The organism is Erythrobacter sp. SN021 (genome assembly GCF_021864455.1).
Map to the genome: position 1 here is coordinate 308,413 of NZ_JAKKUW010000001.1, position 23,966 is coordinate 332,378.

General features: G+C 62.2%; 22 protein-coding genes and 1 tRNA gene. 13 read left to right on the forward strand and 10 right to left on the reverse strand.

From position 1 onward, the window contains the following. The first annotated feature begins 11 nt into the window (after positions 1–11). Positions 12–926 carry a haloalkane dehalogenase gene (locus L5849_RS01475; RefSeq protein ID WP_236924041.1) on the forward strand — a complete coding sequence of 305 codons (915 nt, stop codon included), beginning with the start codon at positions 12–14 and terminating at the stop codon, positions 924–926. Further along, on the forward strand, positions 923–2,101 hold the full coding sequence (locus L5849_RS01480; RefSeq protein ID WP_236924042.1) for an MFS transporter: 1,179 nt from the start codon (positions 923–925) through the stop codon (positions 2,099–2,101). The genes L5849_RS01475 and L5849_RS01480 overlap by 4 nt, the downstream gene beginning before the upstream one ends. Before the next feature lie 77 nt (positions 2,102–2,178). Here the strand turns inward: L5849_RS01480 and L5849_RS01485 are convergent. The 4 genes from L5849_RS01485 to grxC form a co-directional block, all read right to left on the reverse strand. Further along, positions 2,179–2,255 (reverse strand) — tRNA-Arg (locus L5849_RS01485). Between the two features lie 38 nt (positions 2,256–2,293). Continuing rightward, complete coding sequence (locus L5849_RS01490; RefSeq protein WP_236924043.1) at positions 2,294–2,755, reverse strand: DUF1178 family protein; 462 nt, start codon at positions 2,753–2,755, stop codon at positions 2,294–2,296. Between the two features lie 9 nt (positions 2,756–2,764). Further along, positions 2,765–3,583, reverse strand: a complete 819-nt coding sequence (locus L5849_RS01495) for a carbon-nitrogen hydrolase family protein (protein WP_236924044.1) — start codon at positions 3,581–3,583, stop codon at positions 2,765–2,767. Beyond that, on the reverse strand, positions 3,584–3,847 hold the full coding sequence (gene grxC / locus L5849_RS01500; protein ID WP_236924045.1) for a glutaredoxin 3: 264 nt from the start codon (positions 3,845–3,847) through the stop codon (positions 3,584–3,586). A gap of 166 nt (positions 3,848–4,013) precedes the next feature. Here grxC and L5849_RS01505 point away from each other — a divergent pair, with 166 nt between their 5' ends. Further along, on the forward strand, positions 4,014–4,487 hold the full coding sequence (locus L5849_RS01505) for an Hsp20 family protein (protein ID WP_115417893.1): 474 nt from the start codon (positions 4,014–4,016) through the stop codon (positions 4,485–4,487). A gap of 326 nt (positions 4,488–4,813) precedes the next feature. Here the strand turns inward: L5849_RS01505 and L5849_RS01510 are convergent, their stop codons facing one another. From L5849_RS01510 to tpiA, 3 genes are all read right to left on the reverse strand, one after another. Next, positions 4,814–6,448 (reverse strand): CTP synthase, encoded by a 1,635-nt coding sequence (locus L5849_RS01510; RefSeq protein WP_236924047.1) that lies wholly within the window; start codon positions 6,446–6,448, stop codon positions 4,814–4,816. A 104-nt stretch (positions 6,449–6,552) separates the two neighbouring features. After that, the gene (secG, locus tag L5849_RS01515) at positions 6,553–6,909 is read right to left on the reverse strand and encodes a preprotein translocase subunit SecG (protein ID WP_115416817.1); all 357 of its coding nucleotides are present in this window, start codon (positions 6,907–6,909) and stop codon (positions 6,553–6,555) included. 78 nt (positions 6,910–6,987) lie between these two features. After that, positions 6,988–7,749 carry a triose-phosphate isomerase gene (gene tpiA, locus L5849_RS01520; RefSeq protein ID WP_236924048.1) on the reverse strand — a complete coding sequence of 254 codons (762 nt, stop codon included), beginning with the start codon at positions 7,747–7,749 and terminating at the stop codon, positions 6,988–6,990. A gap of 196 nt (positions 7,750–7,945) precedes the next feature. On the opposite strand from tpiA, the gene L5849_RS01525 reads away from it, so the two are divergent. The 8 genes from L5849_RS01525 to lexA all read left to right on the forward strand — a co-directional run bounded on the left by L5849_RS01525 (position 7,946) and on the right by lexA (position 16,488). Continuing rightward, positions 7,946–9,880: a SurA N-terminal domain-containing protein gene (locus tag L5849_RS01525; protein ID WP_236924049.1), complete on the forward strand. Its 1,935-nt coding sequence runs from the start codon at positions 7,946–7,948 to the stop codon at positions 9,878–9,880. A gap of 7 nt (positions 9,881–9,887) precedes the next feature. Continuing rightward, complete coding sequence (trpE, locus tag L5849_RS01530) at positions 9,888–11,387, forward strand: anthranilate synthase component I (RefSeq protein WP_236924050.1); 1,500 nt, start codon at positions 9,888–9,890, stop codon at positions 11,385–11,387. Further along, a complete protein-coding gene (locus L5849_RS01535; RefSeq protein ID WP_236924051.1) occupies positions 11,384–12,226 on the forward strand; it encodes a phosphodiester glycosidase family protein in 843 nt (280 codons plus the stop codon). Before trpE ends, L5849_RS01535 begins: the two co-directional genes overlap by 4 nt. Continuing rightward, the gene (gene pip, locus L5849_RS01540) at positions 12,223–13,185 is read left to right on the forward strand and encodes a prolyl aminopeptidase (RefSeq protein ID WP_115416822.1); all 963 of its coding nucleotides are present in this window, start codon (positions 12,223–12,225) and stop codon (positions 13,183–13,185) included. The genes L5849_RS01535 and pip overlap by 4 nt, the downstream gene beginning before the upstream one ends. 75 nt (positions 13,186–13,260) lie before the next feature. Further along, on the forward strand, positions 13,261–13,875 hold the full coding sequence (locus tag L5849_RS01545; protein ID WP_236924052.1) for an aminodeoxychorismate/anthranilate synthase component II: 615 nt from the start codon (positions 13,261–13,263) through the stop codon (positions 13,873–13,875). After that, positions 13,872–14,864 (forward strand): anthranilate phosphoribosyltransferase, encoded by a 993-nt coding sequence (gene trpD, locus L5849_RS01550; RefSeq protein ID WP_236924053.1) that lies wholly within the window; start codon positions 13,872–13,874, stop codon positions 14,862–14,864. Before L5849_RS01545 ends, trpD begins: the two co-directional genes overlap by 4 nt. Position 14,865: 1 nt before the next feature. Beyond that, on the forward strand, positions 14,866–15,651 hold the full coding sequence (gene trpC, locus L5849_RS01555) for an indole-3-glycerol phosphate synthase TrpC (RefSeq protein WP_236924054.1): 786 nt from the start codon (positions 14,866–14,868) through the stop codon (positions 15,649–15,651). A gap of 147 nt (positions 15,652–15,798) precedes the next feature. Beyond that, complete coding sequence (gene lexA / locus L5849_RS01560; RefSeq protein WP_236924055.1) at positions 15,799–16,488, forward strand: transcriptional repressor LexA; 690 nt, start codon at positions 15,799–15,801, stop codon at positions 16,486–16,488. Between the two features lie 15 nt (positions 16,489–16,503). On the opposite strand, the gene L5849_RS01565 is transcribed toward lexA, so the two are convergent. Then, complete coding sequence (locus tag L5849_RS01565) at positions 16,504–18,705, reverse strand: ComEC/Rec2 family competence protein (RefSeq protein ID WP_236924057.1); 2,202 nt, start codon at positions 18,703–18,705, stop codon at positions 16,504–16,506. A 28-nt stretch (positions 18,706–18,733) separates the two neighbouring features. On the opposite strand from L5849_RS01565, the gene gltX reads away from it, so the two are divergent. Together gltX and L5849_RS01575 are read left to right on the forward strand one after the other, a co-directional pair. Then, the gene (gene gltX, locus L5849_RS01570) at positions 18,734–20,182 is read left to right on the forward strand and encodes a glutamate--tRNA ligase (RefSeq protein WP_236924059.1); all 1,449 of its coding nucleotides are present in this window, start codon (positions 18,734–18,736) and stop codon (positions 20,180–20,182) included. 9 nt (positions 20,183–20,191) lie between these two features. After that, the gene (locus L5849_RS01575) at positions 20,192–21,478 is read left to right on the forward strand and encodes a citrate synthase (protein ID WP_236924061.1); all 1,287 of its coding nucleotides are present in this window, start codon (positions 20,192–20,194) and stop codon (positions 21,476–21,478) included. Between the two features lie 71 nt (positions 21,479–21,549). On the opposite strand, the gene L5849_RS01580 is transcribed toward L5849_RS01575, so the two are convergent. Next, positions 21,550–22,986 (reverse strand): sensor histidine kinase KdpD, encoded by a 1,437-nt coding sequence (locus L5849_RS01580; RefSeq protein ID WP_236924063.1) that lies wholly within the window; start codon positions 22,984–22,986, stop codon positions 21,550–21,552. A gap of 2 nt (positions 22,987–22,988) precedes the next feature. Then, a complete protein-coding gene (locus tag L5849_RS01585) occupies positions 22,989–23,945 on the reverse strand; it encodes a hypothetical protein (RefSeq protein ID WP_236924065.1) in 957 nt (318 codons plus the stop codon). Between the last annotated feature and the right edge of the window lie 21 nt (positions 23,946–23,966).

The window sequence follows — 23,966 nt, forward strand, 5'->3', positions numbered from 1 at the left end:
AGGAGAGACCGATGCAGATACTGCGCACGCCGGCGGAACGTTTTGCGGGCATTCCAGACTACCCTTTCGCGGAAAACTGGTTCGAGGTCGATCTTGGCGACGGGCTGACCGCCCGGCAGCACTATGTCGACGAAGGGGCGAAAGATGCTCCGCCGGTCTTGTTGTTTCACGGCGAGCCGAGCTGGTCTTTCCTCTATCGCAAGATGATCCCGATCCTTGTCGACGCCGGTTTCCGCGTGCTCGCCCCCGATCTGATCGGCTTCGGAAAGAGCGACAAGCCCGACGATATCGGGCTTTACACGTACGCCCGCCATGTCGCGTGGTTGAAACAGTGGCGCACGGCGATCGAACCGCGACCGGCGGCGCTGTTCTGCCAGGACTGGGGCGGATTGCTCGGCCTGCGCATGGTCGCACACGACCCCGACCTGTTTGCCTGCGTCGTCGCCAGCAATACCTTCCTGCCCGCCGGCGGCACACCCAGCCAAGCCTTTCTCGCCTGGCGCGAGTTTGCAAGGAGCTCGCCCGATTTCCGTATCGGCCCTCTGCTTGACCGAGCCACGGCCACTCCGCGCAGCGAAGCCGAGATCGCCGCCTACGACGCCCCCTTCCCCGACGAACCTTCCAAGGCCGGCGCGCGCGCCTTCCCCGCGCTCGTACCGGTCGAGGATGGCATGCCCGGCGTTGACGACAACAAGCAGGCCTGGCCTTCGCTCGCAGCCTACGACAAGCCCTTCCTGACCCTGTTCGGCGAAGACGATCCGGTGACCAAAGGCAGCGAAAAATTTCTGGTCGAGCGCATTGTCGGCGCGAAAGGCCAGCCCCACCGAACGCTGCCGAATTGCGGACATTTCTGCCAGGAGGACCAGCCCGAGGGGCTGGCGCAGGGCGTGATCGACACGGCACGCAAGGCGGGCCATCTGGTTTGAACCAGCCCGCGCGACTGACCGGCGCGCAGGAAACCTCGCTTGCCATTGCGGCAGCGGTGGTGACCGCCAACGCCTATTACATCCATCCGATCATCGGCGATGTCGCCGATCATTTCGGTGTGAGCCACGCGCGGATAGGGCTCGTGCCCGCGCTCAACCAGCTCGCGCTGGCAGTCGGAATTTTCATGCTGCTCCCGCTGGGCGACCGGATATCGAACCGCCGTCTGACGATCGCCTTCGCGACCGGTCAGACCCTGTCACTGGCCATCATGACCCTGGCCGAAGGATTTTCTCTCTTCGTGCTGGGCTCTACCTTGCTGGGCTATTTCACTATCGCCCCGTACCTCCTGCCCGCCTACGCTTCCAAACGCGTGGCACCGGAGCGGCTCGGGCAGGTTACCGCCAAGCTGGCAGCAGGTATCATCCTTGGTATTCTGGTGGCCCGTGTCGGCGCGGGCGTCGTTTCCGAGCGGTACGGCTGGCGCGCCGTGTACTGGATAGCGACAACGCTCATGCTGGCGGTCACCATCGCCTTGCCGCGGTTGATGGAAGGCGGGGAACGCTCCGCCGAGGGGCGCCAGTCCTATCGAGACCTGCTGTTATCGGTCTTCCCGCTTGTCGGAAAACACAAGGAAGTGTTGCTGTCGGGCGCGATCCAGGCCCTCAATTTCGCCCAGTTCATTGCGGTGTGGTTGGGACTGGCGCTCTACCTAACCTCTCCGCAAATGGGATATGGCACCGATACGGTAGGGTATCTGGCAGGTCTGGCGGCGGTCAGCATCATCTCGACGCCGCGACTGGGGCGATGGGCGGATCATGTCGGTCCACGCAAGGCCCGCACCATATTCGCGATGATCCAATTCATGGGGATCCTCCTTCTGTGGCCACTCGGTGGTTCGTTATGGGGCCTGCTTGTACCTCTTATCATCACGAACCTCGTCGGGCCGGGAGTGGACGTGACTGGTCGTATGACATTCCTCGCGCTGGACCCTGCGATCCGGACGCGGCTGACAACCGTTTATGTCGTGATTATGTTCATCGGCGGCGGGCTCGGGAGCTACGCCGGAACTGCCGCTTATGACGCCTATGGCTGGGCCGGGACCTGCATCCTACTCGGCCTGTGCTCGGTGACACTTACCGCGCTCGCCGCGACCGCACGTCGCTTTGGTCGGTGACGCCGTCGGGATCCTTGCCAGGCCTCGCTCCACGCGATGAAGATTTGCGTACGATTGCCAGCGATCCGAGGTAAATTTGGTGCGCCCGACAGGATTCGAACCTGTGGCCCCCAGATTAGGAATCTGATGCTCTATCCGACTGAGCTACGGGCGCTCCGGAGCCTCGTATAGCGGCTCGGACCGAGGTGGCAATCAGTTGAGTTCGTCGGGCGGCGCAACGGGCATAATCAGCGGAGCGACGGCTATTCCCTCGGCAAGCATGTCTTCCGCCTCGTCGCGGGTTGCGCGTCCGTGAATTGGCCCCTCGTCGGCTTCGCCATAATGCATCTCGCGCGCTTTTTCGGCAAACTGGTCGCCCACCCAGGTGCTGTTTTCGAGCGCCTTGGCTTGGGCCTTGGCGAGAGTCGCCAACGCCTTTTTGACCTCCGTCGGCATTTCACCTGTCGCCAATTGGGTGACATCGCCGCCACTTAGCTCGCGCATGCTACCCTTCGCGGGTACGGAAGGCGCCATCGGCGCTTTGGCGACTTCAACACTTCCACATGCCGGGCAGGCCAACAGCCCCTTGGCTTTCTGATCGGCATAATCGTCGGAAGAGCCGAACCAGCCTTCGAACCGATGGCCCTCACTACAAGAAAGGTCGAATACGATCATCGTGTCGGCCTATTTGGCGATTTCGCGGCGATTGGCAAGGCTTGGTACCTGCTCTCGCACGGCAGCGATACGGGTAAGGTCAATATCGGCGAACTCCAAGCCGGCTTGTTCCCCACCGATATCGAGCAGCACCTCACCCCAGGGATCGACGACGAGACTGTGGCCGTAGGTTTGGCGTCCATCCTCATGCTCGCCCACCTGCGCCGCCGCAACGACAAACGCGCTCGCCTCGATCGCCCGCGCACGCTGGAGTACGTGCCAGTGGGCACTGCCGGTCGGAACCGTGAAAGCAGCAGGAATGGCAATGCAGTCGCAGCGCGCGCGCCCGAGCGCCTCGAACAACGCCGGAAACCGGATGTCGTAGCAAATCGATAGACCCAGCTTTCCGACGGGTGTGTCGGCCACGGTCACGACCTCGTCACCCGGCTTGTAGGCATTCGATTCACGCCAGCTTTCGCCGCTAGCAAGGTCGACATCGAACATATGAATCTTATCGTAGCGGGCCACGATTTCCCCATGGGGACCGATCACGAATGCGCGATTAGCCCAGCGCCGTTCATCGGTCGCCACGGCCAGTGATCCCAGAGAGACCCAGATTCCAGCCCTGCTGGCCGCGTCCCGGACCATGGCGAGGGCGGGTGTCTCCTGTTCGATCGAGATCGCGCCTGCAGCGCGTTTCCGATCACGATCGAGCAATCCGGACATTTCGGGAGTAAACAGCATCGCCGCCCCCTCCCCCGCAGCTCGATCTACGGCACCGGCAAGCACATGCGCATTGGCCTCTGGATCGATCCCCGAGGTCATCTGAAGGACGGCAACCCTGGACATTCAGGCAGTCAACAACGCGTCAAGCTTGCCCTCGCGTTCGAGCGCGGCGAGTTCGTCCGACCCACCGACATGCGTGTCGCCGATGAAAATCTGAGGAACGGTCATTGCATTGGGTGCCCGCTGGAGCATTTCCTCGCGCTTGGGGCCGCCCATTGTGATGTCGAATTCGCGGTAATCCACCCCCTTCTGGTCGAGCAGGCGCTTGGCACGGAAACAGTATCCGCAGCCGAACTTGGTATAAATGTCCACTTGGGGTTGGTTCATTGAATGTCCCTTACATCTCAAAGACAAATCTAGTGCGCACTGGCAGCTCTTGAAAGCCCAAATGGCGCGCCTATCTCGAATGCGTCGCCACTATGGGTGTGGCGGCGACGGGGTGCCGAATGCGGACCCCGCCACCATAGAATCGCTCATAAGAGGATTTGTTTCGATGAACCGTATGGACCTTACCCCTTTTCGTCGCTCCACCGTCGGATTCGATCGTGTTTTCGACCTGATGGAACGCCAGGCACGCAATGCCGGTGGCGACAACTACCCCCCCTTCAATATCGAGCGGCGCGGCGATGACGAATATCGCATAACGCTCGCCGTCGCGGGCTTTCGCAAGGGTGATCTCGATATCGTTGCACAGCAGAACCTGCTGGTAGTGACCGGTAAGAAGCGCGACGAACTTGCGGACGGCGAAATGCTGCATGTCGGCATCGCCAATCGCGGCTTCGAGCGCCGCTTCGAACTGGCCGATTACGTCCGTGTGGCGAATGCCGATCTCGCCGACGGCTTGCTCGTCATCGATCTCGTGCGCGAGGTACCCGAAGCGATGAGGCCCAAGAAGATCGCGATCGGCGGCCAGCAACCGCTCGAAGTGGTGAAGGATGACGGGGAAGACGGCAGCAAGGCTGCCTGAACCCGACACTCACAACTCTATTGAAACCGATAGGGGGCGGAACTGGGTTCCGCCCCCGCGACGTTTAACGCCGCCTAACCTCGAAATCGACCGTCCGGGTCGCAGAAGACAGCCGTCATCGAGGCAAGCCCCACCGCTTGCAAGCGAAGCGCATGTCTCAAAAATTCCGCATAAGACTGCGGAAACAAGTGTATTCTGCATTATCTATATCAAAAGATAAACCCGCGGATTCCAGGCACGGGAATTTTGTCGCCTCGTTACAAGTGCCTGAAGATCGCAACTCCGCGATTCCAGCCACTTAGGCAGCTACGCAATTTGGCGGTGTGCTACACCAAACGAGCTTGTTCCAGCGCCGCGCCAACGAATCCGGCAAAAAGCGGATGCGGGTCGAACGGCTTGGATTTCAGTTCGGGGTGAAACTGCACCCCGACGAACCATGGGTGGTCGGGTCGTTCCACGATTTCGGGGAGAAGCCCGTCGGGCGACATTCCGGAAAAGATCAGCCCCTGCTTTTCAAGCGGTTCGACATAGGCGCCATTGACCTCATATCGATGACGATGACGCTCCGAGATCGTCGTCGCCCCTCCGTAGATGTTCGCCACATGGCTATTCGCCGTCAGGACCGCATCATAAGCACCCAGACGCATTGTGCCGCCAAGGTCCCCTCCCGCTTCGCGGGTCTGCAACCCTTCCGCAGTCATCCATTCGGTAATGATGCCAACGACCGGCTCTTCGGTCTCACCGAACTCGGTGGAGGAAGCCTTGTCGAAACCTGCCGTGCGCGCGGCTTCGATACAAGCCATCTGCATACCGAGGCAGATGCCGAGAAATGGTACCTTGCGTTCGCGGGCGAAACGCACTGCGGCAATCTTGCCCTCGCTCCCCCTCTCGCCGAAACCTCCCGGTACCAGAATGCCGTGCATCGGCTCGAGCTTGGCGGCGATCTCGGCGTCTTCACCTTCGAAGACCTCGGCGTCGATCCACTTCAGATTGACCTTGACGCGGTGGGCCATGCCCCCATGCACCAGAGCCTCGTTCAACGATTTATAGGCATCCTGAAGGCCGACATACTTGCCCACCACCCCGATGGTCACCTCACCTTCGGGGTTCGAATGGCGATCGACCACATCGTACCAGCGCGAAAGATCCGGATCGGGGGCGTCGGTGATTCCGAAGGCTCGCAGCACCTCGGTATCGAGGCCTTCGCCGTGATACTGCAATGGCACCGAATAAATCGACGGCGCATCGAGCGCCGGGATCACCGCTTCCTTGCGAACATTGCAGAAGTTGGCGATCTTCTGGCGCTCGCCATCGGGAATGGGATGTTCGGCGCGGCATAGCAGCACGTCGGGCTTGATGCCGAGGCTTGCGAGTTCGCGTACCGAGTGCTGGGTCGGTTTGGTCTTCAGCTCACCCGCCGCCGCGATGTAGGGAACCAGCGTAACATGCACGCTCAGCGTCTGCCATGGCTCCAGATCGTTGCGAAGCTGACGGATCGCTTCCATGAAGGGCAGACCTTCGATATCGCCGACCGTGCCGCCGATTTCGCATAGAATGAAATCGTGGTCGTCCTGCCCGGCCAGCGCGAAGGCCTTGATCTCGTCGGTCACATGCGGAACCACCTGCACCGTCGCGCCGAGGTAATCGCCGCGGCGCTCCTTGGCGATGATGTCCTGATAGATGCGGCCCGAGGTGATGTTGTCGCCCTGATGCGCCGAAACACCCGTGAAGCGTTCATAGTGGCCGAGGTCGAGATCGGTCTCGGCCCCGTCGTCGGTCACGTATACCTCGCCGTGCTGATAAGGAGACATCGTCCCCGGATCGACGTTGAGATAGGGGTCGAATTTCCGAATACGGACCTTGTAGCCACGCGCCTGGAGGAGGGCAGCAAGCGATGCCGCCATGAGACCTTTGCCAAGCGAGGAGACCACGCCGCCGGTTATGAAGATATACCGCGCCATGGGGGTCGAGCCTTAAGCTGAAGAGTTGAGTCGGGGCAAGCGCAAAGACATGACCATCGCGCCGCTAACGCGGCACAATCCACAAGCCTGCGATGTAAAGAGATCTATTGGGTGACGTCGGCCAGCGGATCATCGCCTGCTGGCGCTTCCTCGCCGGTGGTCGCCGCACCCAGTGGATCGGCCGGTGCAGCCGGAGCCACAGTGCGATCAAGCGTGGATTCGATGGCGTCCCCTCCGGTCGTATCGACTGCCACGGCAGCCAGGGCGATCGAGAGCACCACGAACAGGATCGCCAGCCATTTGGTTGAACGGGTGAGGAAATCCGCAGCACCGCGCGCACTGAGCATGCCCGAGGGGCTGCCGCCGATACCCAGGCCGCCGCCTTCGGAACGCTGCATCAGAATGACACCGACTAGCGCGGCTGCGACGATCGCCTGAACGACGGTGAGGAAGAGAAACATGCGAGTACTCTTGGAACTGGTATTGCTGGGCTACCGCGCATCTAGGCGCACGCGTGGCAAACGGCAAGCTTGCGGGGATCAGGCCTCTTCCGATTCCGAGGCGCCGACAACGATACCCAGGAAACTTTCGGCCGACAGGCTCGCCCCGCCGACGAGTGCGCCGCCGACTTCGGGCGTGGCGAGGATTTCGCGCGCATTGTCTGGTTTGACCGACCCGCCATACAGAATGCGGACCTGCGCGGAAGCTTCCTCTCCATAGGTTTTGACGAGCAACTCGCGGATCGCACCATGCATCGAAGCGATATCGTCGGTTGTGGCCGTCCGCCCGGTACCGATGGCCCAGATGGGCTCATAGGCGATCGTAAGGCGCTCACCCGGATCTTCGAACAGGGGCAGCGCAGATTCGATCTGGTTCAGCACGTAGCTTTCGGCTTTCCCCGCGTCGCGAGTCTCGAGCGTTTCACCGCAACACAGGATCACCCGCAATCCGGCTTCGAGGGCCGATTCGATCTTGGCATTAATCAGCTCTCCGGTCTCGCCGTGATCCTGGCGCCGCTCGCTATGGCCGAGAATTACGAATTTGGCGCCGGCATCGGCGATCATCGAGGCGCTGATATCCCCGGTGTGCGCGCCTTCCGCGCCCGGATGGCAATCCTGTGCGCCAACGCCGATCTGCTCGGCTTCGCGGTGCACCGCATGAATCAGTGTGTAAGGCGGTGCGACAGCCACTTCGACCTTCATATACCGCTGCGCAGCCCGGTCGATCGCGCGCGCCTCGGAGAGCATTGCGCGCGTGCCGTTCATTTTCCAGTTTCCGACGATGTAGGGCCGTTCGGCCATGGGTATGTCCTGCGAATTGTCTGAATGAATGGCCCGCTATATGGGGCCTTGTTCGCGCTCCGCTAGAGTAGGTTTCTTCACACGTCAAAACCCTTTCCAACCTGTTGCCGCGAGGTCGCAGGGGGGATAAAGCGCCTCAACCAACTCAGGCACCGCCTGATCGACAGCAGCAAGTCAACCGGATCGCGCGCACATCATGTTCCAGTTTTTCCGCAACTTTTTCAAAACCAAACTCGGTCTGGCGATCTCTCTCGCTTTTCTGGGATTGATCGCCCTGGCCTTCGCCAGCGCCGACGTATCGAGCACTGGAACTTTCGGTGGAATTGCCGGTGGCGATCGTGTCGCGGTGGTGGGAGATGAAAAAATCTCCACATCCGACCTGGTTCGCGCCGCCAATAACGGGTTGGAACAGGTTCGGCAGGAACAGCCCACTGCCACGATGCAGCAGTTCCTGCGGGACGGCGGCTTGACCGCCGCGCTGGATGCCCTGATTCAACGCGCCGCCATAAAAGCCTATGCCGATGAACATGGCATTCGTGCGGGCGACAATCTCGTGAACAGCGAAATCCGTATGATCCCGGCTTTTCGCGGTCCCGATGGGAACTTCAGCGAGGATACCTATCGTCAGGCACTGGCGCTCCAGCGTGTGACCGACGCGCAGCTACGCGAAGATCTGGGTATCGGTTTGCTATCGCAGCAAATGCTGATTCCCGTAGGGTTCGGCGCCAGCGTACCGGACAAGCTGGCCTATCGATACGCGCAGCTTTTCAAGGAACGACGCCAGGGCTCGATAGCGCTTTTGCCAGCGGCCACTTACGCGCCCTCGGATGATCCCGAGACGAAGGTCCTACGAGCATATTACGATGCCAATCGTGCCGATTTCGTGCGCCCCGAACGCAGAAACATCCGTTATGCTACATTCGATTCGGCAGCGCTTGGCGACCGGATCGAACCGACCGATGCCGAAATCGCCGCGCGCTACGAGCGCGACGCCGAACAGTACGCGGCCAGCGAAACCCGTGATTTCACCCAGTTGATCGTCCCCACCGAAGCAGCGGCGAATTCGATCCGCGACCGCGTGGCCGCCGGTGCGTCGTTCGAACAGGTCGCGCGTGAGGCGGGTTTGCGTGCCTCGCCTGTCGTGGATGTCGAGCGTGAGGGACTGGCCTCGCAGGCATCGCCAGCGGTAGCGGCAGCCTATTTCTCAGCCGCCCAAGGCGAAATGAGTAGGCCTGCACGTAGCGCGCTTGGCTGGCATGTCGCGCGAGTCGATGATGTCGAAACCAAACCCGCCCGCAGCCTGGCTCAGGTTCGCGAGGAAATCGCCAAGGACGTGCGCGAGGAAAAACGTGTCAGCGGGCTTGCCAACCTCGCCAGCGAAATCGAAGAGCAACTGGGAGACGGTGCCACGCTTACCGAAGTCGCCGAAGAGCTTGATCTCGACCTTGCCTCGGTCGGTCCTGTCTTGGCCGACGGCCGGCTCGCGGATAATCCGCGCCAGTCGATTCCCGAAGTGTTGCGACCTGCTCTGGCCACCGCCTTTCAGATGGACGAGGAAGAACCCGAGATCGCGCCGGTCGAAAGTGGTCGGACCTACCTGGTCTATGAGGCCAGCAACATCACTCCCGCTGCTGCGGCTCCGTTTGCCGAGATCGAGGAAGCGGTCGAGGCCCGGTGGCGTGCCGCACAGGGTATGAAGGCCGCGCGGGCCGCCGCGGACCGGGTCATCGCCAGGCTCGGTAAAGGCGATTCGATGGCCGAGGCTCTCGCGGCCGAAGAGCGCCGCGTGCCGCCCGCACAGTCCGTCAATATGACCCGCGAGGAACTGGCCCGCCAACGCGACCAGCGTATTCCCCCGCCGCTCGCGCTGCTGTTTAGCATGGCGAAGAACACCACGAAAAAGCTCGACGCCGGAGGCAATATGGGTTTCTTCATCGTGCGGCTGAACGACATCGAGATGGACGATATCGCGGAAGACGACCCGCTGATCGGCCAAGCGAAGCGTCAGATGGGTCCGCTGATCGGCGAGGAATATGTCGAACAGTTCGGCCAGGCCATGCAGCAGGAACTTGGTGTTTCGCGCAACGCGTCGGCCATCGAGGCGGTGCGCAAACAGCTTGCCGGGAACTGAGGCGCGGTTGGACAACGGTCTGAAAGGTGTCGGCCAGGCGCGCGAGGCCTTGGCGCAAGGCAGGTCTGCGCTTATCTGGCGCGAAGTCGTCTCGGACACGGAGACGCCCGTAGGCGCCGCCCTCAAGCTGTTCGAAGAAGGCCGGGGCGACTTTCTGCTCGAATCGGTCGAGGGGGGAGAGATTCGCGGGCGCTACAGCCTTATCGGCCTCGATCCCGATCTGGTCTTCCGCGCGACGGGCGACGATGCGGAAATCAACGGCGATTGGCAGCACCGGCGGGACGCTTTCAAACCATGCGAGAGCGGCACCCTCGCGAGTCTGCGCACGCTGGTTGAAACCTGCCGATGCGATGTGCCCGGCGAACTGCCCCCTGCCCTGGCCTGTCTGGTCGGTTATTTCGGCTACGAAACTATCGGGCTGGTAGAGAAGCTGCCTCGTCCGGCAGAAAGCGAACTGGCGCTGCCGGATATGCTTTTCGTCCGGCCGACCGTTTTGCTGGTTTTCGACCGCCTCAGCGATGCGCTGTTCTGCATCGCGCCGGTGTGGCGCGAAGGCTCGATCGAAAAGGCAGCGGAGCGGATCGACGAAGTTCTGCGAAAGCTGGCTAGCCCGGCCGTGGTGGAAAGCGGCGCCGTGCAACACCATCCGGAACCCGAGCTCATCTCGGCCGTGCCGGCGGACGAATACGAGTCCATGGTCTTGCGGGCCAAGGCCTATATCGAGGCCGGGGATATATTCCAGGTCGTGCTGTCCCAGCGCTTCACGTCGCCCTTCGCGCTACCGCCCATGGCCCTTTACCGGGCGCTGCGCCGGGTCAACCCGTCGCCCTTCCTGTATTTCCTCGATATGCCCGGCTTCGCGATCGTCGGTTCGAGCCCGGAAATCCTCGTCCGCGTGCGCGAGGGCGAGGTCACGATCCGTCCGATTGCCGGTACGCGGCCGCGCGGTGCGACGCAGACCGAAGATCGGCTCGCCGAACAATCCCTGCTGTCCGACCCGAAAGAGCGGGCGGAGCACTTGATGCTGCTCGATCTGGGCCGCAACGATGTCGGTCGTGTGGCCAAGTCGGGCAGCGTGACCGTCACCGAGAGTTTCACTGTCGAGCGGTACAGCCACGTCATGCATATCGTCAGCAATGTCACCGGGAGGCTCGATCCCTCGAAGGATGCGATCGACGCTTTGTTCGCCGGTTTTCCCGCCGGTACCGTCAGCGGTGCGCCCAAGGTACGCGCGTGCGAGATCATCGCCGAACTCGAGCCCGCGACGCGCGGCCCCTATGCCGGCGGGGTTGGATATTTCGCTCCCGATGGATCGGTCGATAGTTGCATCGTCCTGCGCACGGCTGTCGTGAAAGACGGGACGATGCACGTTCAGGCCGGTGCGGGGATAGTCGCCGACAGCGATCCAGCCTATGAACAGAGTGAATGCGAAGCGAAAGCGGGTGCCCTGCTCGCTGCGGCCAAAGAAGCCGTTCGTCTCGCGAGAGAACCCGGGTTCGGCCAATGAGATATCCCATCGCTGCCCTGGCCCTGCTGGTGCTAACGGCCTGCGAGGCTCAGCCGGAAGGCGAACCTGTCGCTCGCGCGCGCATCGACGGGCAGGAGCCTGCCGCCGCCACTCCCACTCCAGAGCCAAGCGCCACGGCTACGCTTGCCAGCCAGGTCGAGAGCGCCTGCCGCTCGATCATTTTCGAGGACACACCGCTAACCCATTGTCTTGCAGTGCCTTCCCGGCATCGGATCGCGATGGACCTCGGACCAAGGGGCGAAGCACCATATCGCAGCCTGACCGATTTCGCTCGCGCGCAGGATCCCGACACTATCGCTTTCGCAATGAATGCGGGGATGTATGACGATGAGGGCGAGCCGATCGGCTACTTCGTCGAGGATTCCGAGCGCCTGCAGGCGCTCAACACCGCCGATGGCGAAGGCAATTTCCACATGAAGCCCAATGGCGTGTTCTACGGCAGCGATGGCAAGTGGGTGGTTCGCAGCACCGACAGCTTTCTCGCGAATGTTACCGAACGCCCGGAATTCGGCACGCAATCTGGTCCGATGCTGGTGGTGGATGGCAAAATCCATCCCACAATAACGCATGACGGGCCTTCGCGCCTGATCCGCAACGCAGTCGGCGTCGACGACAATGGCCGCGCGCATTTCGTGATATCGAATGCTCCGATCTCTTTCGGCAAGCTCGCCCGGTTCTACAAGGACGAGCTGGACGTAAAGAATGCGCTGTTTCTCGACGGCAATGTGTCGCTGCTCTGGAACCCGGCTACCGACAGGCTCGACACAGGCGCCCCCATCGGCCCGATTGCCGTCATCAAGAAAAAGGCTTCCGAATGACCGAACCCCGCCGCACGCTCTATCCCGCGATCGAACCGTTCGAGTCCGGCATGCTCGATGTCGGCGAAGGTCACTCGCTCTATTGGGAACGGGTCGGCACCAAGGGCGCGAAGCCTGCGGTATTCCTCCACGGAGGTCCAGGTGGCGGCATGGCGCCCGATCATCGCAGACAGTGGGATCCGGATCTCTACGATGTGCTGCTGTTCGACCAGCGCGGCTGCGGAAAATCGCTGCCTTTCGCCGAAATCGAAAACAACGACACCTGGCGGATCGTCGACGATATCGAGCGACTTCGCGAGATGTGTGGCCACAGCAAATGGCAGGTCTTTGGTGGCAGTTGGGGATCGACACTGGCGCTTGCCTACGCCCAGAAATATCCGAACCGGGTGAGCGAACTGGTTCTACGAGGCGTTTTTCTCGCGCGGGAGCGGGAAAAGACCTGGCTCTACGGCTACGGGGCGAGCGAGATCATGGCCGAACAGTGGGACCAGTTCATCGGCCTCGTTCCCGAGCAGGAGCGCGGCGACCTGGTGCGCGCCTATTACAACCGCCTGACGAGCGAGGACGAAGCGACGCGGCTTGCCGCGGCGCACGAATGGTCGCTGTGGGAGGGCCATGTCGCCACGCTGTTACCGAACGAATCCCTGCTGGAAAGCTTCGGCGATCCAGCCAAGGCGGTTCCATTCGCGCGCATCTGCGCGAAGTTCTTTCTCGAGGGCTTCTTTCTCGAAGAAAACGAATTGCTCGACAATGTCGATCGGCTCACCGGCATTCCCGGTATCATCGTGCAGGGCCGCCATGACATCTGCACCCCGCCAAGCGCGGCCTGGGCGCTGAAGAAAGCCTGGCCCGAGGCGGAGCTTTGGATGGTCGACGATGCCGGACATAGTGCGAGCGAACCCGGTATCGTCGACGGCCTGGTCCGGGCCACCGACCGGCTGGCCGGGAAGCGGGCGTGACATCACGCTGACGTTTCGCGTCTCGCAGCTTTCCTTGCTTGAAAGCCTGGCGCCAGAGCTTCATTGACGGCATGCATGACCGACAGCCTCTCCATTCTCGTAATCGACAATTACGATAGCTTCACCTTCAACCTCGTCCATTACCTCACGGAAATGGGCGCGGATGTCGAGGTGGTGCGCAATGACGCCATTTCGGCGCGCGAGGCACTGGCGGCAGACCATGCGGGTTATCTGATCTCGCCCGGACCCTGCACACCGAACGAAGCGGGGATCAGCCTCGACCTCGTGACGGCCTGCGCCGATGCGGGCAAACCTCTGCTCGGCGTGTGCCTTGGTCATCAGGCAATCGGCCAGCATTTCGGCGGGCGCGTGGTGCGCGGTGGGCTGATGCATGGAAAGACATCGCCGGTGACGCATGATGCGAGCGGAGTCTTTGTCGGCCTACCCTCGCCCTTTACCGCGACGCGCTATCACTCGCTCGTGGTCGAGGACATTCCCGACTGCCTGGAGATCAACGCCACCAGCGAAACACCGGGTCTCGACGGCAGCAGCGTGATGGGCTTCCGCCATTGCGAACTGCCGATTCACGGCGTTCAGTTCCACCCCGAAAGCATTGCCACCGAACACGGCCACGCACTGCTTGCCAACTTCCTCGAAATCTGCGGTATCGCCGCCAAGGCCCCGGCATGAAACGACTTCCCGATGCAAAGCAGCACCTTGGCGAGAAGGAGGCGGAAGAGGTCTTCGGCTGGATTCTCGATGGCGAGACGTCCGACGAGGACGTCGCCCGTTTTCTCGTGGACATGTCGGCGCGCAGTGAAACGTCCGAGGAAATCGCTGGGGCTGCCCGTGCGCTCCGGACCCGGCTGATTCCGGTCGAAGCTCCCGAAGGGACCGTCGATTGCTGCGGTACCGGGGGCGATGGGCATCACACGCTCAACGTCTCGACAGCGGTGAGCCTGGTCGTCGCGGCATGCGGTGTCCCGGTGGCAAAGCACGGCAATCGCGCGGCGAGCAGCAAATCGGGCGCGGCGGATACACTCGAAGTGCTTGGCCTCGACATGGAAGCTGCGGGGAAAAGCGCCGAGAAGACCTTGGCGGAACTCGGAATTTGTTTCCTCTTCGCCAAAAACCACCACCCTGCGATGGGGCGCATTCAACCCATTCGCCAGAAGCTCGGTGTGCGGACCATTTTCAATTTGATGGGTCCCTTGTCGAACCCCGCCGGGGTACGGCGGCAACTGATCGGCATCGCCCGTCCCGCCTATGTCCCTATCTATGCCGCCGCCAAGGCCAAGCTGGGGACCGAGCGGACCTTCATTGCCTCGGGTGACGAAGGCCTCGACGAACTGAGCCTGGCGGGCGGAAACGAACTGGCCGACGTGACGGGCAATGATTTCGAGATGCGCCGCGTCGTCGCGGTGCAGGCCAACCTGCCTCATTCACCCGTCGAAGCGATCCGCGGGGGCGAACCGGAGCATAACGCACGGGCGTTGGAAGCTCTTCTGTCGGGGACCCCCGGCCCCTATCGCGACGCGGTGTTGTTCAATGCCGCCGCGACGCTCATCGTCGCCGGGCGCACCGACGACTGGACCGAAGGCGCGGAAATCGCCGCCGAAGCGCTGGATTCGGGCAAGGCCAAGACGCTGCTCGAAAAATGGATCGCGATGGCCATCTGACATGAACAAGCTCGAAGAGATTTGCGCAACCAAGCGCGAGGAAGTCGCCGCGCGCAAGCGAGCCCGTTCGCGCGCCGATCTGGACGCGGCGGCGCTTGGACAATCGGCACCCCGTGGCTTCCGCTCGGCCCTGGCACGCGCGCAGCAGAGCGGGTTCGGCCTGATTGCCGAAATCAAGAAAGCATCACCCTCCAAAGGCCTAATCCGAAAGGATTTTCGGCCCGCCGAGCACGCGCGCGCCTATGCTGCGGGCGGAGCTGCCTGCCTGTCGGTGCTGACCGACGCCCCCTACTTTCAGGGTCACGAGGATTATCTCGTCGAAGCGCGCACAGCCTGCCCCCTTCCGGTCCTGCGCAAGGACTTCTTGGTCGATACGTGGCAAGTCGTCGAAGCACGCGCGATCGGTGCCGATGCGATTTTGATTATCGTCGCTGCGCTCGACGATAGTGCCATGCATGAAATCGAAGCAGCGGCATTCGATTACGGAATGGATGTCCTGGTCGAAGTCCACGATAGCGTCGAAATGGAACGCGCCGCCCGGCTGAAATCGCGCTTGATCGGTGTGAACAACCGCGACCTCAAGACCTTCGATACCGATCTTGCGACAACCGAAACGCTCGCCGCCCACGCCCCGGACGGCGCCCTGTTGGTCGGCGAGAGCGGGATCTCGACCCATTCCGATTGCGCCCGCCTCGCTCGTTCTGGCGTGCGCAGCTTCCTTGTCGGAGAAAGCCTGATGCGGCAGCCCGATGTCGAAGCGGCAACCCGCACCCTGCTTGGCGGCTGAAACGGCGGGAGAGGAGCAAAGCGGGAACACCTGTTCCAGCGCAACTTGCTCCAAACCGGGGCTATTGCTTGACTTGTGGAAAGGGGTTGCTTACTTGTTCCGCATTCGTTCACGCGTTTGTGAACAGGCGACACGGGAGTTCGCACCATGCTGACCGCCAAGCAGCACGAATTGATCCGCTTCATCCAGCAAAAGCTGGAGGACACTGGTATTTCCCCCAGCTTCGAGGAAATGAAAGAGGCATTGGACCTCAAGAGCAAGTCGGGCGTCCACCGGCTTATCTCCGCGCTGGAAGAACGCGGTTTCATTCGTCGGCTGCCCAATCGGGCGCGGGCGCTCGAGGTTGTCAAACTGCCGGAAGACGCGGTCATGGGTTCTCCCAAGCCTGCTCCCGCGAACGATGCGGTCGCCACGGCGCTGACCGCGAAGGCAGTCGCGCCCGAGCCGGCCAACGATATCATCGACGTTCCCCTGCACGGCCGCATCGCCGCCGGCGCTCCGATCGAAGCGATCGAAGGCCAGTCGAGCATGCCGGTGCCTGCCGCGCTGCTCGGCCCTGGCGAACATTATGCGCTGGAAGTCTCGGGCGATTCGATGGTCGAGGCCGGTATTTTCGACGGCGATTTCGCGCTGATCAAACGCACCGACAATGCGCGTGACGGAGAGATCGTAGTCGCGCTGGTCGATAATGAGGAGGCCACGCTCAAATATCTGCGCCGCGATGCAGGTCGTGTCCGGCTCGATCCGGCCAATAGCGCTTATGAGGCGCAGATGTACGAACCGCATCGGGTCCAGGTGCAGGGCAAGCTGGCGGGGCTCTTGCGGCGCTACCACTGATGAACGCATTGGCGACTAGCGGACGGAAGCCCGCCACCAGCCATGTTCACCCTGGTCCTGCGCGACCGTCGCGACCTCCCGGGAAGAAAGATAAATCGCCGTCCCTCCTTCCCTCTGGAGTAAGAGGCGGTCTATCTTCAGCCATCGTGGGCGGCAGCTCCGTGGCAAATAGCGTTCGGCGATAACGATATCCGCTCTCTGGCAAGCCGCGGCCAGTGCGCGCTCCGCGACGAGGTCCCGGTTGCGCGCGACGAGGATCGTCCAGTTGCGAGGTTCTTGCTTAGGGGGCCCTCGCTTTACGGTCAGCGTGCAGAATTCCGCACTGCATCGGGCGTGAGGCCACTGGACCAGCGGTATCGGCTCCAGGTCACTTCCGGAAAGCTCAAGCAGATTCTGTCGTGCGTAGTTCGTCTTGCCATCGCGCAGGACCAGCACGTGTTCGGCCTCGTTCGCCACGCCGATATCCCGCCCATCGCGCGTGACGAGAATATCGGGCGCGGATGCCGAAATCATAAGGAAGGCGGCCACAGCAACCGGCGCCAGTCCCCACAGGCGAGCCCTGCCTTGCCATAGTGCCAACCACAACGCGCCGGCGAGATATAGGGTCAAAGTGCTTAACCCGATACGCGGAGCCAGTTTCACCGCGCCGGGCTGCTCCGAGAAGAAATGGGCAATGGCGAGCAGGAGATCGAGCGAATGTCCGACCAGCCACCATGCGGGGGCGCCCGCCCCGACAATATCCAGCAAGAGAGCCAATGCCACGAGGGGCATGGAAACGAATGTCACCAGAGGGATCGCGATCAGGTTGGCTGCCGCGCCATAGACCCCCGCCCGGTGGAAGTGGAACAGGACTATCGGCATGAGCGCAAGCTCGATCACGAGGCCGGTCAGGAATAGCACCGATGCGCGCCGAGCGAGGCGGCGCAACCAGCTTTCTTCACGCGGTGCAAGGAAGTGCCGGATTGCCGGAACGTTGTGGAGGGTAACGATGGCGATAACCGCGGCGAAGCTCATCTGAAAGCTCGGTCCCACCAGCGATTCGGGCCATAGTGCAAGAACGGCGCCTGCCGCCACCGCCACCATCCGCATCGAAAGCGGTTCTCGCCCGAGCGCCAGCGCAACCAGGACGAGCAATGCCCCGATACAGCTCCGAACCGTCGGAACCTCGGCACCGGTCAACAGCGTGTAACCGATGCCAGCAAGGGCAGCCGTACCGGCTGCCAGCAGCGGCAGCCGCACGCGCAAGGTCAGCCAGGGCCAAAGGGCGAGCAGTTTGAGAGCCAGCAGATAGGTTGCCGCAATGATCGCGCTGACATGCAACCCGCTGATCGAAAGCAGATGCGTCAGCCCGGCATCGCGCATAGCCTCTTCGTCCGCCTGGGGAATGGCGCCCCGATCTCCGCTGGCCAGCGTCGCCGCAATCGCGCCGGCCGTGGTGTCCTCGAGCCTATCGCGGACATGCCCCGAAAGGCCTCTCTGGATCGATGCGAGGGATGCCGCCGAATCCCGAGATGGCTCGATCAGCTCGATTTCGCCGACTGCCGATCCGGTCGCCGAAAGTCCCTCGAACCAGGCTCGTCTCGCGAAGTTGTAAGCACCCGGGACGATCGGCGGAGACGGGGGCATTAAACGGGCCGACAGGCGCACTCTCGCCCCCTCGCGCAGCGCCGCCCGGTCCTGCGTCCACGGTATGTTGATCCGGTATGCCACCGCCCGGCCGGTCTGGGAATCGCGAGCGGCAAGGATGAGCCTCACGCGATCTTCCGCAGGCTGTTCCTCGCGCTCGAGAATCCGCCCGTCGATCTGTTCGAAGCGCGGCTGCGGGATGGGTTCCGCTCCCACCATCGCCGAGCGCGCCCAGACCAATGCGATTCCGGCGGCCAAGGCAATGCAGATCGAGACGATTCCGACCAGAGTGAAACCGCGTTTCTGCTCGCCGCGCCATAGAGCGATTGCGCCGAAAGCGGTTCCCAGCGCCAGTCCGATCGCTGCCAGCCACTGCCACCGTGTTCCCAACTGGAACCAGAGACCTATTCCACCGGCAAAAGCCACGACGAGCCACGGCCCGCGATCGAAGCGAGCAGTTTCGAGAAAGGTCTCGATGCGCTGTGCGAAACTGGACAAGAGACCGCGCATGCGCCAATGGCGCGGCACTATCTGGCGGGCTTCTTCGCCCGCTTCCCCCATCGGTATCGAAGGCGTCCCCTGCGTCGCCATGCAAGTGTTTGAAAGGAAGCGTGAGACAATGGCAAGCGATAGTGACAGCAAGACCCGGCAGGTCGTCACCCGCTTTGCTCCCTCGCCTACCGGCTATCTCCATATCGGCGGCGCGCGAACGGCACTGTTCAACTGGCTTTACGCGCGGCATCACGGTGGCCGCGCGCTGTTGAGGATCGAGGATACCGATCGCAAGCGCAGCACCCCCGATGCGATCGAGAAAATCATCGACGGCCTCGACTGGCTGGGCCTCGATTTCGACGAGGCACCGGTGTTTCAGTCCGACCGCGCCGAACGCCATGCCGAAGTCGCACACAAGCTGCTCGAAGCGGGGCATGCCTATAAGTGCTTCGCGACCCCCGAGGAACTCGAGGACATGCGTGCAGAGCAGCGCGCGAACAAGCAGCCGATGCGTTACGACCGACGCTGGCGCGACCGCGACGAGAGCGAAGCGCCCGACGGCGCGCCCTTTGTGATCCGCCTGAAGGTGCCGACCGAAGGGGCGGCGACGATTCAAGACGCAGTTCAGGGCGAAGTCACGGTAAACAACGCCGAGATCGACGATTACGTCCTGCTCCGCGCCGACGGCACGCCGACCTACATGCTCGCAGTTGTTGTCGACGATCACGACATGGGCGTAACGCATATCATCCGCGGTGATGACCACCTCAACAACGCCTTTCGACAATTGCCGATCATCCGTGCGATGGACACGATCGAGGGCGGTTGGCCCGACCCGGTCTATGCACACGTCCCGCTGATCCACGGTTCGGACGGGGCTAAGATGTCCAAGCGCCACGGCGCGGTGGGCGTAGAGGCCTATCGCGACGAAGAAGGCGTTCTGCCCGAAGCCCTTTTCAATTACCTGCTGCGTCTTGGCTGGGGTCATGGCGACCGCGAGGAGATCACCAAGGCGGAAGCCATCGAGTTGTTCGACCTTGATGGCGTCGGTAAAGGGCCGGCGCGCTTCGACATCAAGAAGCTGCAGCACCTCAATGGCCACTATATCCGCGAGGCCGACGATGCGCGCTTGGCGGAAATCGTTGCCGCCAGAATCGGGCCGAAAGCGGATGTCGCGCTGCTGACAGAAGCGATGCCGGTTCTCAAAACCCGCGCGAAGTCCATCGTAGAACTTGCTGATGGCGCAGCATTTCTTTTTGCGAACCGTCCGCTCGAAATGACCGAAAAGGCAGCCAAGCTTCTCGACGACGACGCTCGTCATCGCCTCGCCGGATTGTCAAAAATGCTGCATGTGCAAAATGACTGGACAATCGAGGCGCTGGAAGCCACTACGAAATCCTATGCCGAGCAGCTCGAACTGGGTCTCGGCAAGCTCGCGCAGCCCATGCGCGCAGCGTTGACGGGCACAACCACGTCGCCCGGCATTTTCGATGTGCTGGTCCTGTTGGGCAAGGAAGAGTCGCTCCTGCGTATCGATGCGCAGGTCTCGCCGACAGGCACCGAGAAAAACGAGTAGGAGAAACGCGTGGCCGACAAGCAGGCAACTCTCGATCTGGGCGACAAGACCCAGGAATTTCCCGTGCTGGAGGGCAGCGTCGGGCCGGATGTCGTCGACATTCGCAAGCTTTATGGCACGACCGGCAAATTCACCTACGATCCAGGGTACAAGTCGACCGCGAGCTGCGAGAGTGCGCTGACCTACATCGACGGCGAAGAAGGTGTCCTGCTCCATCGCGGTTACCCGATCGGCCAGCTCGCCGAAAACTCCAGCTTTATGGAAGTCGCCTATCTGCTGCTGAACGGTGAATTGCCGAAGCAGCAGGAACTCGACGATTTCGATTACACCATCACGCGCCATACCATGGTGCACGACCAGCTCCGCCAGTTCTATCAGGGTTTCCGCCGCGATGCGCACCCGATGGCGATCATGTGCGGCGTGGTCGGCGCGCTGTCGGCCTTCTACCACGACAGCACCGACATTTCGGACCCTGAACAGCGCAAGATCGCCAGCCACCGCCTGATCGCCAAGATGCCGACGATTGCGGCGATGGCGTATAAATATGCGGTCGGTCAGCCGTTCCTGCAGCCGAAGAACGACCTCAGCTATACCGGCAATTTCCTGCGCATGACCTTCGGCGTTCCGGCGGAAGAATATGAAATCCACCCCGCGATCGAACGCGCGATGGACCGGATCTTCATCCTCCACGCCGATCACGAGCAGAACGCCTCCACCTCGACCGTGCGCCTAGCCGGTTCGTCGGGCGCGAATCCCTTCGCCTGCATAGCGGCCGGCATTGCCTGCCTGTGGGGACCGGCGCATGGCGGTGCCAACGAAGCTGCGCTCAACATGCTGCAGGAGATCGGTTCGCCCGATCGCATTCCGCACTATATCGAGCGCGCGAAGGACAAGAACGATCCGTTCCGCCTGATGGGCTTCGGCCACCGGGTCTACAAGAACTACGATCCGCGCGCGACGGTGATGCAGCAGACGCTGCGCGAAGTGTTCGAAGCGCTCAACGTGAACGATCCGGTCTTCGAAACCGCGCTTCAGCTCGAGGAGCTTGCGCTCAACGACGATTACTTCAGGGAAAAGAAGCTCTTCCCCAATGTGGACTTCTATTCCGGGATCATCCTCAACTCGATCGGATTCCCGACCACCATGTTCACCGCGCTCTTCGCCCTCGCCCGCACGGTTGGCTGGGTGGCTCAGTGGAACGAAATGATCTCCGATCCCGCTCAGGTGATCGGCCGTCCGCGCCAGCTTTACACCGGTCCGACCGAGCGCGACTACGTGCCCATCGGTCAGCGCTGACAAAGTATTTTGGGGACAGTAAGGGGCGCCATCCGGCGCCCCTTTTTTCATCCGCGATCGAGACCGATCGCTTAGCCATTGTCGCGCGGCTTCGGTATGGTCGGGCCGTCGCGCGGCTCCTTGCGCAAGTCCTCTGCAGCAGGAACGGAAAGCGTAAAGCGCGCGCCTTGTCCCGGTGCACTTTCCACGGTCAGATCGCCATCCATCGCGCGCGCAATTCGCCGGGAGATGTAGAGGCCGAGACCCGATCCTCCATCCCCGCTGCGCCCGAGGCGTTCGAATTTCTCGAAAACGCGCTCCTGCTGTTCGGGTTCGAGGCCATGTCCTTGATCGGCGACGGTTATCAGCGCGCGATTGCCGATCCGGTCAAGCCGAATCCATACCTGACTCTCGTCGGGAGAATACCGGATCGCATTGCCGACAAGGTTGAGCAGAATCTGCAGCACACGCCGGAATTCGGCGATCGCCAACTGGCTTTCGCCCTCGGGCGGTGCGACCAGTGTGATTCCTTTCTCGCGAGCGCGAACGCCCAATATGCCACAAGCCCGGCGGGCAACGTCGGCCAGTTCGATACGGTCGGGCGCGGTCGTGAAATCCTCCGATTCCACAACCTCCAAATCCGACAGGTCGTCTATCAGGGCAAGCAGGTGCTGCGCTGCGGTCGCGATATCGGCGGCGTAGGAACTGTATTCATCGGCGAGAGGCCCGGCGAGCTTGGTGCGGATCGTTTCGGCATTGGCGATGATACGATTGATCGGCTGCCGCAGAACGGGCGTGAGATCCCTCCCGAAGGATGGCGCGTCTTCCCCGTCTGGTTCTCCATCGCCACTACTCTCCGCAAGCGGGCGCTCTGCGGTCAGATAAAGAACGAAACCGGCGCTGCCCGGTTGCGGCTGACCCAATGGTTCGAGATGGGCCGTCCACTTCCGGTTCGATCCGTCGATCTCGCACGTGGCACCGTCGAGCAGACGCCAGTGGAGCGGCTGCTGATGCGTATTGCCCGGCAGGCGGACCAGGTCGGTCCACGGTTTTCCTGCCGCGGCCAGCGCATGTTCGGCGAAATCGGCAAGGTCGGGAGCCTGGGTCTCGATAGACAAAAGCCGCTGGTTCGAATCGAGCCGCGCGGTGCAATCCGCGAGATGCCGATTGATCTCCACCCGGCGCCGCGCCGCCTCGATTTCGTTTTCGGGCGGCAATTCCTCGCTATGCCAGCTCACGACATCGATCGTACAGCCTGCCACCTCTCCCGCGTCATCCGCGACAGGGGCGATCTCCACCCAGGCGGTAACCCGGTTTTCGCCGTCGGTGGCTTCGAATTGCCGAGCCAGCTTAAGCCCGAAACGCAAAGCCTTTTCGACCAAGGCGAGCAGTTCGGGGATCGCAATCCGCGAGCCGATTTTCCCGCCGCAAGCCTGGTGAAGCTGGGCGAGAACGTCATCGGCCTGTACCAAATTTCCATCGGTATCGGCCCTGGCATGGGCGACGTATCGGGTTCCTACGCTCGCCATGGTCATGCCGTTCCCGGAAGTGCTGATTCGGCGAGCAGGCGACGTGCCTCCTCGGCGGCGATACCGGCGATTTCCCGAGGGGGGAACGCTTTGGGCACAAGGCGCAACACCTGGCGCTCGACGTCGGCGCTATCGAGGCCTGCTGCCCGCAATCCCAGTGCCAGGCGGGCTGTCTGCTGGTGATTGGTGGCCAGGACGGCTGCGGTCCGCGACTGCCCCGATCGCATGGCGAGCGCAGTCAGATACAACGCGGTGCCCGCCTGATCGATATCCAGTGCCCTCAACGCGGTATTGCCCATACCCGCCACGACCCGCGCCAGCAGCGCCAACCGGCCCGCCCCCTCGTCGAAGGCATTGCGCAGCTTCGCCTCCGCTCGAATCATGGCGTCGGAGCGTAACTGTCCACCATAGGCGCGCCACCCCATCAGCAGATCATGGAACAGGTCGCCGGGCAATTCCGCCAGAGGCAGTTCCATCCGGCGCTGCGCCTGGGCGAAGCGCGCCTGCGCGGTCAGCAAGGCCATGGCAGCGCTGGCGAGCCCGCTATCGGGCGCGGCGATCAGTTCCTGAACCAGTGGCGAGAGAACCGGATCGATCCCGTATTGCACCTCCAGTTTTTCCGTGAGTTGCCATTCGAGCGCAAGCGCATGGCAATGCGCGAGCAAGGACGGACTACTGAAAAAATGCTCGGCGAGGTCTTCGCCATGGCGTTCGGCGAAGGTCTCGCTACCCACTTGCCCGGCCGCCTCGGCCTGGGCACGCAGAGCCTGCCAGGCAAGGCTATGACACATGCCGCGGACTCGAGCGATGATCTCGTCGCTGAACAGCGAGTGATCCGGAGTGGCGATCAGGTGCGTGAGTATCGGCCCGATCCGCGCAAGCGCGGTGTTGCCCCGCACGAGCGCATCGCGCAGGGGCTCCTGGTCGTCGGCGACCCCGGGGGATGCTGCATCAGGCATCGGCATAGTGTGAAACTAGCA